Origin of the sequence: Pararhodobacter oceanensis, assembly GCF_003076755.1 — a bacterium.
Lineage (GTDB): Bacteria > Pseudomonadota > Alphaproteobacteria > Rhodobacterales > Rhodobacteraceae > Pararhodobacter > Pararhodobacter oceanensis.
In genome coordinates, this window is record NZ_QDKM01000004.1 from 79,639 (window position 1) to 91,744 (window position 12,106).

At 62.4% G+C, this 12,106-nt stretch carries 11 protein-coding genes; 7 read left to right on the forward strand and 4 right to left on the reverse strand.

Annotated features, from left to right (window positions below):
• The first annotated feature begins 131 nt into the window (after nucleotides 1–131).
• Nucleotides 132–1,904 carry an SLC13 family permease gene (locus DDE20_RS10410; RefSeq protein WP_116558441.1) on the forward strand — a complete coding sequence of 591 codons (1,773 nt, stop codon included), beginning with the start codon at nucleotides 132–134 and terminating at the stop codon, nucleotides 1,902–1,904.
• Nucleotides 1,905–2,033: 129 nt separating this feature from the next.
• Here DDE20_RS10410 and DDE20_RS10415 read toward each other — a convergent pair whose 3' ends face one another.
• Complete coding sequence (locus DDE20_RS10415; RefSeq protein ID WP_116558442.1) at nucleotides 2,034–3,602, reverse strand: pentapeptide repeat-containing protein; 1,569 nt, start codon at nucleotides 3,600–3,602, stop codon at nucleotides 2,034–2,036.
• A 580-nt stretch (nucleotides 3,603–4,182) separates the two neighbouring features.
• Between DDE20_RS10415 and proS the strand changes: the two genes are divergently transcribed.
• Complete coding sequence (gene proS / locus DDE20_RS10420; RefSeq protein WP_116558443.1) at nucleotides 4,183–5,523, forward strand: proline--tRNA ligase; 1,341 nt, start codon at nucleotides 4,183–4,185, stop codon at nucleotides 5,521–5,523.
• A gap of 396 nt (nucleotides 5,524–5,919) precedes the next feature.
• Here proS and DDE20_RS10425 read toward each other — a convergent pair whose 3' ends face one another.
• Both DDE20_RS10425 and DDE20_RS10430 read right to left on the reverse strand, forming a co-directional pair.
• The gene (locus DDE20_RS10425; RefSeq protein ID WP_116558444.1) at nucleotides 5,920–6,627 is read right to left on the reverse strand and encodes a 5-formyltetrahydrofolate cyclo-ligase; all 708 of its coding nucleotides are present in this window, start codon (nucleotides 6,625–6,627) and stop codon (nucleotides 5,920–5,922) included.
• Nucleotides 6,624–7,070 (reverse strand): DUF488 domain-containing protein, encoded by a 447-nt coding sequence (locus tag DDE20_RS10430; RefSeq protein ID WP_116558445.1) that lies wholly within the window; start codon nucleotides 7,068–7,070, stop codon nucleotides 6,624–6,626. The genes DDE20_RS10425 and DDE20_RS10430 overlap by 4 nt, the downstream gene beginning before the upstream one ends.
• 168 nt (nucleotides 7,071–7,238) lie before the next feature.
• On the opposite strand from DDE20_RS10430, the gene DDE20_RS10435 reads away from it, so the two are divergent.
• The 5 genes from DDE20_RS10435 (at nucleotide 7,239) to DDE20_RS10455 (ending at nucleotide 10,325) form a co-directional block, all read left to right on the forward strand.
• Entirely contained in the window at nucleotides 7,239–7,655 is a 417-nt protein-coding gene (locus DDE20_RS10435; RefSeq protein ID WP_116558446.1) for an RrF2 family transcriptional regulator, read from the forward strand.
• 67 nt (nucleotides 7,656–7,722) lie between these two features.
• Nucleotides 7,723–7,950: a hexameric tyrosine-coordinated heme protein gene (locus DDE20_RS10440; protein ID WP_205961651.1), complete on the forward strand. Its 228-nt coding sequence runs from the start codon at nucleotides 7,723–7,725 to the stop codon at nucleotides 7,948–7,950.
• Nucleotides 7,950–8,201, forward strand: coding sequence for a DUF6522 family protein (locus tag DDE20_RS10445; RefSeq protein ID WP_116558447.1), 252 nt, complete (start codon nucleotides 7,950–7,952; stop codon nucleotides 8,199–8,201). The genes DDE20_RS10440 and DDE20_RS10445 overlap by 1 nt, the downstream gene beginning before the upstream one ends.
• A 194-nt stretch (nucleotides 8,202–8,395) precedes the next feature.
• Nucleotides 8,396–9,289, forward strand: coding sequence for a DMT family transporter (locus tag DDE20_RS10450; RefSeq protein ID WP_116558448.1), 894 nt, complete (start codon nucleotides 8,396–8,398; stop codon nucleotides 9,287–9,289).
• Between the two features lie 145 nt (nucleotides 9,290–9,434).
• Nucleotides 9,435–10,325: an HAD-IIA family hydrolase gene (locus DDE20_RS10455; RefSeq protein WP_116558449.1), complete on the forward strand. Its 891-nt coding sequence runs from the start codon at nucleotides 9,435–9,437 to the stop codon at nucleotides 10,323–10,325.
• A 31-nt stretch (nucleotides 10,326–10,356) separates the two neighbouring features.
• On the opposite strand, the gene DDE20_RS10460 is transcribed toward DDE20_RS10455, so the two are convergent.
• A complete protein-coding gene (locus DDE20_RS10460; RefSeq protein ID WP_116558450.1) occupies nucleotides 10,357–11,928 on the reverse strand; it encodes a trimethylamine methyltransferase family protein in 1,572 nt (523 codons plus the stop codon).
• Nucleotides 11,929–12,106 lie beyond the last annotated feature (178 nt).

A 12,106-nucleotide genomic window follows, 5' to 3' on the forward strand; every position in this document is an offset into this window, starting at 1 on the left:
GGATTGGCCGCCACTCATCCTCGCGTATAGCGCGGGGAGGGAATGAGGGAAACTACCCGCTTGCCGCTCGGGGTTCACCCCGACCGGCAAATCGGTCACTCTTTGCATCAATCGCCCAGCAGGAGCCGAATGTGAGCCAAGACCAGATCCTGATCTACGCGATCCTCGCGCTGACCATCGCGGCGTTCCTATGGGGGAAATACCGCCATGACGTTGTGGCTCTGGGTGCCTTGATGGCCTCTGTGCTGGCCGGATTGGTGCCCGCCGAGGCGGCGTTCAACGGCTTTGGCCATCCCGCGGTGGTCACGGTGGCGGCGGTTCTGGTGCTCAGCCGCGCGCTTCAGCGGACCGGCGCGGTGGATGCTTTGGCGCGCAGGGTTCTGCCGGCGAAGGCGGGGCGGTTGGTGGCCGTCTCGGCGCTGATGGGGCTGGGCGCGTTTCTCTCGGCCTTTATGAACAACGTTGGCGCGATGGCGCTCCTGATGCCGCTGGCGATCCAATTGTCGGCGCGGCTGGGTCTGGCGCCGGGGCAGGTGCTGATGCCGCTGGCCTTCGGGACGATCCTGGGCGGGATGACCACGCTGGTCGGGACGCCGCCCAATCTGATCGTCGCGGGGTTTCGCAGCGAGGCTGCGGGCGGGCCGTTTGTGATGTTTGATTACGCCTGGATCGGCCTGCCGGTGGCGCTGGCGGGCGGGGCCTTCGTGGCGCTGATCGGCTGGCGGCTGGTGCCGGTGCGGCGCCCGGCGGGGGAGGCGGCGTTCGAGACCGGCACCTATCTGACCGAGTTTCAGGTGCCCGAGGGGAGCAAGGCGATCGGCATGACCCTGCGCGGGTTCGAGGATAAACTTGACGGTGCCGCGCTGCAGATCATCGCGCTGGTGCGGGCGGGGGTGCGGATGAACGCGCCCCACGGCGGGCGCAAGATCCGCGAGGGGGACACGTTGTTGGTTGAGGGCGACGCGAAGGTGCTGACCGAGACGGCGGCGCAGAATGATGTGGCGCTCGAGGGGCTGGGGCCGCCAGCGGAGGAGGAGCTGGCCGAGGACGATGTGGTGCTGCGTGAATACGCGGTGCTGCCGGGGTCTGCGCTGATCAACCGCTCGGCGCGGCGATTGCAGCTGCGGTCGCGCTATGGGGTGGCGCTGGTGGCGGTGTCGCGAGAAGGGAGACGACCCGGAGGGCGGTTGGGGACGATGGCGCTGCGCTCTGGTGATCTGATCTTGCTGCGCGGGGCGGGGTCGGTGCTGGCGCAGCTGGCGCAGGATATGGGCTGCGTGCCGCTCGATACCGCGCCCTTGTCGGTACCGGACAAGGGGCAGGCGTGGACGGCGGCGGGGATCATGGTGGTCTCGGTGGCGCTGGCGGCCTTGGGAGTACTGCCCGCCGCTGCCGCCTTCACCCTCGGCGTGCTGGCGACGATGGTGAGCCGGACCCTGCCGCTGCGCGATCTTTACACGGCGATTGACTGGCCGGTGGTGGTGCTGCTGGCGGCGTTGATCCCGGTGGCGGGGGCGATGCAGGCGACGGGGGCGGCGGATCTGCTGGCGGGGGTGTTGGTCGGCTGGCTGGCGCAGGGCAATGCGGTGGCGGCGCTGGTGGTGGTTTTGCTGGTCACGATGTTCCTCTCGGATGTGATGAATAACGCGGCGACGGCGGCGGTAATGGCGCCGATCGCGCTGGGAATCGCGGCGACATTGGGGGTGCAGGCCGACGGGTTTTTGATGGCCGTGGCGATCGGCGCGAGCTGCGCCTTCCTGACCCCGATCGGGCACCAGAATAACACGCTGATATTGGGGCCGGGCGGGTTCGGATTTGGCGATTACTGGAAGCTGGGGCTGATCTTGGAGGCGATTATTGTGGCGATCTCGGTGCCGATGATTCTGCTGGTCTGGCCCCTCTGAGTGGTCTTGTCCCGCGCGTGGGACAGGGTGCGGGACGAGCGATATCAAGGGGTTAGCCTGCCGCGTTAACCCCGCGGTAGGGTTAATGGCGGGGTCGCCGTAGGGTGTGTGCTTTGCACGCACCGTGGGTTAGCGGGTGGTGTGGGAGTGTATAAAAGTGAAGGGGTCACTACGCCATATTTCGTATTGAATTTTGTAGTCATGCCAAGAAAGCTTCGCAGTGGGCCAGTGTCTTGGCCGTTCGGTGCCTTCTGGTATCGTTACGCTGCCATCGCCGAAACACCAAGCGAGGGAGCAGCGATCAACAATGTTTTTTGTGAGTTCGCATCGATAGAAAGCCAAACCTTTCTCTCTTTTGCCCGCATCATTAAAGCGTTCAGGCCACTGATGTTCGAACAAGTTATTGAAACCATCGAAGATGCAGCCTTGCATGTGTGCATTGGAGAAGTCTGCCCCGATAACCCAATTCCTAAAACTATAAGGATCTCCACGGAATCTAATTCGAGCATTGTGTAGCTGGGCATATTTGAATTTTGCGTATCTACCATTAAATGATGAAAATGGCCTATCATCCTCGATAAATGTAAATTCAGATTCGTCCAGAATGGCGTGGGTGAAATTCACCCCTAAGTTCGCACCAGCAAATTTGCTGCCTCTGGCACTAGCCATTATGGCGCTGGTATCGAGTAAATTTGCGTGTCGAAAATCTGCATTACTCATCATTGCTTTGTCGAAAAGAGAGCCGCGAAAATTTACATTACAAAAATTGCCATCGTTCAGGTCTGTTTTTTGCAAGTTTGTGTATGAGAGGTCCAGTTGATAGCCGGTAACACCGATCTCATGTTTGCTTCTCTCAATCTTTATTTGTTCCTTGTTTCGGAATTTCAAGACCTTAATAGCAATTGATATGTCAGCCCTTGGCATAGGAATGGCACTGGCCCATGACCTAAGTTCATTCGATGCTTTTGAATCGGAACTAGGGGGTATGTTACGATCCCACTGATGGTTAAGAACCTCTGTTTCGGATGATGCGCGGGAATTGTTGCGAATATAGGCGCAGAGGATCTCCATCACTCGCACATGGTCACGGCCTTTGTCGTGACTGGTGCTGTCTTGGGCGATGCGCTCGAGTGACAGGATTGCACCGATACGGACTTCGAGGTTTGGGACTGTCTCGGTAAAAACCTGCCATTCTCCATAATGGAAGTCGTGTTCTTTACCAACTATCCGTTTAACTCTATCAGTGTTTAGGTTGATCCGCTGCAAGCGATCAACATAGTCATTTTCGTAATAATCGCGCTCTTCAGGTGGTAATGCCGGATGCGTAATGTTTCTTGCTACATATGAAATGGTTTTCTCCGCCCCCAGCATCTCGACCGCCTTGTTGATGCGGTCGGTCATATGGCCTTCTTTCTGGTAGCGGACGGTGGTGTTTTTCAACACCGTGCCCCAGATCAGAAACGGCGCGCCGAGGAGGGCGGCGATGAGGCCGCCTATACCCAAAGTAACTTCGCTATCGCCGAAGGCTGCTTTGACAATGACGATAAAGGTCGCTGCGAGGGCGAGGGCAAATAGAACAAAGAATATGAGCGCGATAATTGGGCCGAGAAGGCGAGCGACGCGCCAGTTCGGGGCATCGGTGATCCCCAGCCAGTCGAGCAGGTCTTTGGGTGGCTTTTGGTCGGGTGTCTCGGGCATCGGATACTCGCGTGTGGGTTGCGGGTATCTTGGCGCAGGTTGTGTGGGTTGGGAAGGGTTTCTGTTTCGCCCGGTTGAAAACCGGGCAGCCCCCGACCGCCCCCATGGGCGGGGGCTCCTCCCCCGCCCGCGGTCTGGGGCTGCCCTTGGTGATTAGGGGGCGAGGTTGTGGTTGCTGGTCTAGTTGACAAAAGGATAGCAAACTCCGACCGCCCGTCACGCTAGAGGCGTGCTTGCAGCACGACGGCGGGGGCTCCTCCCCCGCCCGCGGTCGGGGGCTGCCCCTTGTGATTAGGGGGTGGTGTGCAGTGTAGAGCAAGTGACTTCTTGCTTTTGTTTGGCCCGGCTGAAAGGCGGGCCACGCCCGAACCGACACGTCACGCCGGAGGCGTGCCTTTGGCACGACGGGTCGGGCGTGGCCCTTGGTGATTATGGGTGACGTTGGTTCAAGGTTGGAAAGAACGTCCGCGCTGGGTGGCGACGCCACCCCGCCTTTGTCCCCTCCCACCCACGCAGGCGTCTTGTCGGGGCGGGCGCAATCGCCTAGACACGCTCGCAACTCCAGTCACAAAGGTTTGCCATGCGCCTGAGCCGTTATTTCCTGCCCGTTCTCAAAGAAAACCCTGCCGAGGCGCAGATTGTCAGCCACCGGCTCATGCTGCGCGCGGGCATGATCAAACAGCAGACCGCGGGGATTTACTCGTGGTTGCCTCTGGGCTTCAAAGTGCTCAAGCGGATCGAGCAGATCGTGCATGAGGAGCAAGAGCGCGCCGGCCATATCGCGCTGTTGATGCCGACCCTGCAGCCCGCTGATCTCTGGCGTGAAAGCGGGCGCTATGAGGATTACGGGCAAGAGATGCTGCGGATCAAGGACCGGCACGGGCGCGATATGCTCTATGGGCCGACCAATGAGGAGATGATCACCGACATCTTCCGCAGCCATGTCGGCAGCTATAAGGACCTGCCGTTGACGCTCTATCACGTGCAGTGGAAGTTCCGCGACGAGGTGCGGCCGCGCTTTGGCGTGATGCGCGGGCGTGAGTTTTACATGAAGGACGGCTATACGTTTGACGTCGATAAAGCCTCGGCGCTGCATGCCTATAACCGCCATATGGTCGCCTATCTGCGCACCTATGAGCGGATGGGGCTGACCGCGATCCCGATGCGCGCGGATAGCGGCCCGATTGGCGGCGATGACACGCATGAGTTTCTGGTGCTGGCCGAGACCGGCGAGTCCGAGGTCTTCTATGATCAGGCGGTGACCGAACTGACCTTGGGCGAGCGCGCGGTGGATTTCGACAATCGCGACGAGGTGGCAGCGATCTGTGACGAGTTCACCACGCTCTATGCGCGCACCGATGAGACCCATGATGAGGCGCTGTTCAACGCAGTCCCCGAAGACCGCCGCCGGGTCGGGCGCGGTATCGAGGTCGGGCAGATATTCTACTTCGGCACCAAATATTCCGAAGCGATGGGCGCCACCGTGGTGACCCAGGACGGCAACCGCGTGCCGGTCGAGATGGGCAGCCACGGGATCGGGGTCAGCCGTCTGTTGGGCGCGATCATCGAGGCCTCGCATGACGATAAGGGGATCATCTGGCCCGAGGGCGTGACGCCGTTTCATGCCGGGATCGTCAACCTCAAGCAGGGCGACGCCGAGGCGGATGCGGCCTGTGAGAGCCTGTATAAGGCGCTGGCGGGTGCCGGGCTGGAGGCGCTCTATGATGACCGCAGCGAGCGCGCGGGGGCGAAATTCGCCACTATGGATCTGATCGGGCTGCCCTGGCGGATCACTGTCGGGCCGCGCGGGCTGGCCAAGGGCGTGGTCGAGCTGACCTCGCGGCGCTCGGGCGAGAGCGTCGAGATGAGCCCCGAGGCGGCGGTGGCGCGGCTGGTGGAGATCTACGCCCAACACCGGTGATGGCGGTGTGAATTGTGGGATTGGGGCGCGGTCTGTTTGGGCCGCGCCCTTTTTTATGTGTGAATGCTGAGTGTGCGAAGTTGGGTGCGTTGCGCTTGGCATGGAGCGTGAAGGGACGCGCCCGACCCTGGGTGGGCGCATGTCGGCTGCCTATGACGCGGTGCGCCTGAAAGTATTCATGTCGGTTGCGCAGCGAAGGACATCACCAATGCGCCCTCCCGGGGGGAGGGTAGGGCGCGGCCCGGCTTTCATCCGGGCCTGACAGAAGGCAGATGGTGTGTCTGTGATGGGGCGCGGGTCTAGGGGGCTTTGCCCCCTCGCGCTGTGCGCTCACCCCCAGGATATTTTTGGACAGATGACGGGGTAAGGGCCGGGGATCTGTGAACGGTAGGAGGGTTAGGTTGGCGGGGATTGGGGGCCGGATGGGGTGAGGATGAGGTCGAGGGGGATGTCGTGGGGTTGTGGGTAGATGGTGGTGAGACGCGCAGTATCCACGCCGATGCCGATGCCGAAGGGGCGGGGCGTCAGGGCGGCGAGGGTGCGGTCGAAATAGCCGCCGCCATAGCCCAGCCGGTAGCCATCAGCGGACCAGCCGACCAAGGGAGCGAGGGCGATCTCGGGGGTGAGTTCGGGGGCGTCGGGGGGCGGCACGGGGATGTTCCAGTCGCCGCGCTGCATCTTGGTTGCGGGGGTCCAGAGGCGGAAGATTAGCGGCGCGGCTTTGGTCTCGACAATCGGCAGCGCGATGATCACCCCGGCGGCGTGCAATTCGGCCATCAGGGGGCGCAGGTCGGGCTCGCCCTTTATCGGCCAATAGGCGGAGAACACGCGGCCCTTGGCACCGTCGAAACGTTCATCGAGCAGGGTCCGCAGATGCGCGGAGATGGCGGCGCCATTGGCGTGTCGCTCGGCCACCGAGCCCTCGGCACGGGCGTCGCGCAGACGCTTGCGCTCGGACCGGCGCCAGCGGGCGACATCGTTGGCTTGCTGTGGATCGACGGCGGCGGGCGCATGTGGATCAAAGTAATCCGCTGCGATATCAGCGGCATAGCAGGGCGGCGAGGAAAACCCGCTTTGGCATTTATAGCTGTCGGGATCGCTCATATCGGGGCCTCTGGCTGGGGTTTGCTCGCGCTTGCATCGGGCTTACCGCGGGTCTGCGCCATATAGTCTTGCAGATAGTCGCGCAGCACAATTGCGTGGTTTTGCGCTTCGTCTTTCGCGCCGTAGACCAGCGTGACGATCCCGTCCTGGGCAAATCCGGCGAGTTGGCGCAGAAGCGCGTCTTTGCCGGATAATTCCTGCCGGTAGCGCTGTTGAAACTCGGGCCAAGTCAGATCACCGGCGTGCACTTGCCGGCGCAGATCCGTGCTCGGCGCGATCTCTTTCATCCATAGATGCAGCCGCAGGCGTTCCTTGGCGATACCGCGCGGCCAAAGCCGGTCGACGAGCACGCGGGTGCCATCCGAGACCCGCACCGCGCGATAGGCGCGTTTGAGCCGGATGCGCGCCTCGGGCGCATCGGGGATCTTGGGGATTTCAGGCATCAAAGCGGGCTGCAAATCGGGCGTGTTGCATTGGCGTTGCCTCGGGGTTTTGGCTTGATTTCAGCAATACATCCGCTAATAAGTATTGTAAATACCATTTAAGGCCAGTCAAAACCTAAGACCGGTCAGCATTTAAGGCTGGTCAAAATCCGGCCATTCAGAGGCGCTATGCGACTGACCAGTTTCACCGATTACGGATTGCGCATGTTGATGCGGATGGCCAGCGCACCCGGACGCGGGTTTTCCACCGCAGAGCTGGCCGAGGAGCTGGCACTCTCGCGGCATCACCTGAGCAAAATCATGCAGCATTTGGCACGCAGCGGCATTGTCGAAACGCGGCGCGGTTCTGGCGGCGGGGCAGTCCTGCAACGCGATCCGGCGCAGATACGCCTTGGCGATCTGGTGCGGATTCTTGAGCAGGATCAAGCGCTTGTCGAATGCGGCGCGGCGGATGGCGGGGCTTGTAGCCTGCGTGGACGCTGTCGGTTGAAGGCGCGGCTTTATCATGCCGAGGCGCAGTTTCTGGAAGACCTGAACCGCTCGACATTGGCCGATATTGCGCTGGAGGCGCCGGTGGCGGCCTGATGCGGTGGCCTGGGGTCATGGGCCGTGTTTTGCGGCATTTACGATTTATCAACCCGAGGAGTGGATTATGACAAGCTGGTTACCATCGCTGATCACCGAGACCCCCGAAGCGGGCTATGAACTGGCGGTCAAACTCTCGCGGCTGGCGGTAAAACTGACCCAGCCGGACGCGGAGATGCGCGAACAATTGCGGCCGGATTACGCCGAAGATGCGGATTCGCTGATCGCTGTTAGCCAGGTGGTGGCGACGCATTTCGCCACGGTGGCGGCGGCAAATAACTATTGGCGCGGCTGATGGGCGCGGTGGAGGTCACCGAGGCGGGCGTCGTGGTCGATGCGGCGCTTTTGGTAAAGGCGTTCAGACTGGAGGAGGCGGCGATCAAGGCGCGGATGCGCGACGGGCGGATCACTTCGGTCAGCGAACGCGGCGAGGGTGCGGATGCGGGGCGCTCGCGGGTGACATTTTACCACGCGGGGCGCGCGCTGCGGCTGACACTGGATGCGCAGGGGGAGATCCTGGGCAAGGCGACATTTCCGGCGCGGTGAGCCCGGGCGAAGACGGACGCCTTGCGGCTGATGCGGGCGCCCGGTTTGGATGGCCGGAACTGGATATTTGAGGCATAAAGTTGCGGGCATGTGCAGTGAGCTGGCGCTTGCCTGTCGCTTGCGGTTGTGGCGGTGCGCCGGGCGCGTTAGGAGATTTAGACGCCTGAATCTGGCGCTGAACCGCGAGTGCATCCATGCCCACGCCGATCTTATTGATCCTCTCTGCCGCCGGTTTTGGCGCCTCGCCGCTGTTGATCGCGCTGAATGTCGAGCATTTCCCGCCCTGGACGCTGGCGGCGCTGCGCTCGGCTTTGGGGTTGCCCTTGTTAATCATCATTGCAGGGCTCAGCGGCCCGCAGCGGCGGCTTGATGCCCATGATTTGCTGACCGGAGTGGTCGGCGGCGTGCTGGTCGTCGCGGTGCCCTTCGTCAGCATGGCGGCGGGGATGCAATATATCCCCTCGGGTATGGGCGGGATGCTCTATGCGACGATGCCGCTGTTCACCTTGGCGCTGGCAGCGGTGTTTTTACGCGATGAACCGGCGACGCTGGAACAGGTGTTGCGGATTATCGCCGGCATCCTTGGCGTGGCGCTGATCGCCGCGCCCGCGCTTTTGGGTGGCGGCTTGCAAGAGGCCGGTTTGGGGACCGCGTTAACCCTGATTTCGCCGCTGAGCTATGCTGCGGGCAATGTCTGGTTCCGGCGGCGGCGCAAAATGCAGCCCTTCATGCTCTCGGCGCTGATGTTCGCGGTCGGCACGCTGACGGTCTGGCCGCTGGCGCTCGTGTTTGACGGGGCGGTATCGGTGGAGCCCTCACCCTATGTGCTGGCGATTCTGGCCGGATTGGTGGTGCTGGCAACGATCGCACCGAACCTGTTCAACTATGCTTTGGTGCAGCAGGCGGGCGCCAATCACGCGGCTCTGGCGATGTTCCTGATGCCGGGCTTCGCGGTGGTGTTCGGCTTTATCTTCAATGCCGAGAGGCTGCCGCTGCTGACCTTTGTCGGGCTGGGCTTGGTGATCGGGGCGTCGACCGCGCGGCTGCCGAAATGGCTGCGGGCAGGGCACTTGGCGCGGGTCTCGTAGCTGTTCATCCGGGGTTAACCTTTGGCGCGCAGGATGACAGAGGGGCGCCGACGCGCGCGATGGCCAAACGCGCGGTTCTGGCGTAGATCACATGCGAGGGATGAGGCGTGCCGTTTTGCGCCGCCGTTAAGCATGAGAGTTGAGAATGATCCGACCCGATGTGCGTTGGGCCTTTGCCCGCTACCGCGCGATTGACCATCATTTGCCCCGCGCCGAAGGCTTCCCCAAGGCGCCGGAGGTCTTGCCCGATCTGGGCGCGATTACTGAGCGTTATGAGGGGTTTATCCTTGATGCCTTTGGCGTGTTGAACGTCGGCGGCACGGTGATCGCGACAGCCGTGGAGCGGATTGCGCAGATCCGCGCGGCGGGTAAACGGCTGGTGGTCCTGACCAATGGCGCCAGCCAGCCGCGCGAGGTGGCGCTGGCGAAATATCACCGCTGGGGGTTTGATTTCACCGCCGATGAGGTGATCGCCAGCCGTGATCTGGCGGCGGCGCATCTGGCCGCGCATCCGCTGACGCAGGGCGGTGTCTGGGCGGCGATCGGCCCCAAAGGCGCGCCGCTGGCGGATTTGCCGGGCGATGTGCGGGCGATTGACGATGATTTGCTGCGCGCGGCGGACGGGTTCCTGTTTCTGGGCTCGGAAGGTTGGACGGCGGCGCGGCAGGCGGCATTGGTGGCGGCGCTGCAGGAGCGCCCGCGGCCAGTGATCTGCGCCAACCCCGATGTGATCGCCCCGCGCGAGACCGGGTTTACCTGGGAACCGGGGCATTTTGCGGCGGATTTGCCCGCGCCGGTGACGTTTTTCGGAAAACCCTTTGGCGGCGCCTTGCAAGCGGCTTTGACGCGGTTGGAACTGCCGGCAGAGCAGGCGGTGATGGTGGGCGACAGTCTGCACACCGATATTCTGGGCGGACGCGCGGCGGGCTGCGGCACCGCGCTGGTCGCCGGTCACGGATTTTTCGCCGGTCATGACCCGATGCCCTTTATCCGCGCCACCGGTCTGGTGCCGGATGTGATTGCGTCGGTAACTTGAGTTAACCGGTTAATTTGTCCCGCCGTTAAGGTTAAAAATCGGTCGGCGCGCCGCCCTCGGCTTTGCGGCGGGCGACGTAATCGGCAAGTTCCTCGCGGATGCTTTCATCCATTGTCGGGGGCTCGAAATTATCGACAATTCCGCGGTAGATGCGGTGCGCGCGCTCGGGGGTGTCGACGGCGCCGTCCGCTTCCCATGCCTCGTAGTTGCGCCAGTCGCTGGCGATCGGGCTGTAGAAGGCGTCGGTATAGCGCGCTTGGGTGTGGGCGCAGCCGAAGTAATGGCCGTTGGGGCCGACTTCGGTGATGGCCGAAAGCGCGATATCCTCGGGGGTTGTGGCAAAAGTCGCGGGCTCGAAATAGCGCTGGATCATCTGTAACACCTCGCAATCCATGACGAATTTCTCGGGGCTGGCGATCAAGCCGCCCTCGAGCCAACCGGCGGCGTGATAGACCATATTGGTGCCCGATTGCACTGCGGCCCACAGGCTGTTCGAGGTCTCCCACATTGCCTGCGCATCGGGAATATTGGCGGTGCAAACGCCCGAGGAGCGTAGCGGCAACCCGTAAAACCGCGCCAATTGGCCGGTGATCTGGGTCGCGCGCATGTATTCGGGCGTGCCAAAAGCGGGTGCGCCCGAGCGCATATCGACGTTCGAGGTGAAGGTGCCGATGCCGACCGGACAGCCCGGCGCGGCGTATTGCAACAGGGCAATCGCAGCGAGGCCCTCGGCGATCGACAAGGTTACCGCACCCGACATAGTGACCGGCGCCATCGCGCCTGCCAGCGTGAAGGGCGTGACCATCACCGGCTGCCCGCGCCGCGCCAGTCGCAGGGCGCCGTCGATCATCGGGAAATCATGTTTGAGCGGCGAAACAGAGTTAATATTGGTATACATGCGCGGGGCAGCGTTAAATTCGTCATCACTGAGCCCACCTGCGATCCGCACCATTTCCATCACATCCTCGACCCGCTCACGGCCCAGTGAATAGGCGTGGCAGGTCTTGTCGGTGAGGGTGAGTTTTTCGAACAGACAGTCGAGATGGCGCACCGACGGGTGGATGTCGATAGGCTCGACCGGGTAGCCGCCAGCGATATGGATGCAATTAAAGAACTGCGTCAACTTCATGAAATCTTTGAAGGTTTCAAAGTCGCCCGAGCGTTTGCCGCGGTGGATATCCCAGGAATTGGGCGGCGAGGAGACGTTGACAAAGACCATATGCTTGCCGCCGATGGTCACCGCACGGTCTGGGTTGCGCGGGGTGATGGTAAATTCGGTGGGCGCACGGGCGACCATCTCCATCACGAAATCCTCGCCCATGCGGACGTTGTTGCCGGTGACGCGGCAACCGGCGTCTTTGAGGATGGTTAACGCCTCGTCATTGAGGAACTCGATGCCGATGTTCTCAAGGATATGCATCGCGCCCTTATGGATCGCCTGCACCCCCTCGGTATCGACGGGTTCGGTGGGGCGATCAGGGTTAACGGGGATGCGCCACGGCATTTGTTCAAGGTGAAATCCCGTGGTGCGGCGCGCGTTGCCGCTGCGCCCGCCGGCGCGCCGGTTGGTTTTGCGCGCGGTGGTTGCGCTGTCATTGGCCATGGCTGCCCTCTTGGTTGCGCCCGAATATGCTATGAGCGTAGTCGGCGGGGCGTCGCGCGGGCAATGGGTGACTTGTGCACACAGTTGGGGAGTTTGGGCGACAGCAGGTTGAGGGGCGTTTCGCCCGACGAGCAGCGTCGGGCAGCGCCGAACCGACCCCACGGGTCGGCGCTGCCCT

Coding starts and splice junctions, on each gene's coding strand:
- DDE20_RS10415 (WP_116558442.1), bottom strand. CDS start 3,602: ATGCCCGAGACACCCGACCAAAAGCCACCCAAAGACCTGCTCGACTGG.
- proS (WP_116558443.1), top strand. CDS start 4,183: ATGCGCCTGAGCCGTTATTTCCTGCCCGTTCTCAAAGAAAACCCTGCC.
- DDE20_RS10425 (WP_116558444.1), bottom strand. CDS start 6,627: ATGAGCGATCCCGACAGCTATAAATGCCAAAGCGGGTTTTCCTCGCCG.
- DDE20_RS10430 (WP_116558445.1), bottom strand. CDS start 7,070: ATGCCTGAAATCCCCAAGATCCCCGATGCGCCCGAGGCGCGCATCCGG.
- DDE20_RS10435 (WP_116558446.1), top strand. CDS start 7,239: ATGCGACTGACCAGTTTCACCGATTACGGATTGCGCATGTTGATGCGG.
- DDE20_RS10440 (WP_205961651.1), top strand. CDS start 7,723: ATGACAAGCTGGTTACCATCGCTGATCACCGAGACCCCCGAAGCGGGC.
- DDE20_RS10445 (WP_116558447.1), top strand. CDS start 7,950: ATGGGCGCGGTGGAGGTCACCGAGGCGGGCGTCGTGGTCGATGCGGCG.
- DDE20_RS10450 (WP_116558448.1), top strand. CDS start 8,396: ATGCCCACGCCGATCTTATTGATCCTCTCTGCCGCCGGTTTTGGCGCC.
- DDE20_RS10455 (WP_116558449.1), top strand. CDS start 9,435: ATGATCCGACCCGATGTGCGTTGGGCCTTTGCCCGCTACCGCGCGATT.
- DDE20_RS10460 (WP_116558450.1), bottom strand. CDS start 11,928: ATGGCCAATGACAGCGCAACCACCGCGCGCAAAACCAACCGGCGCGCC.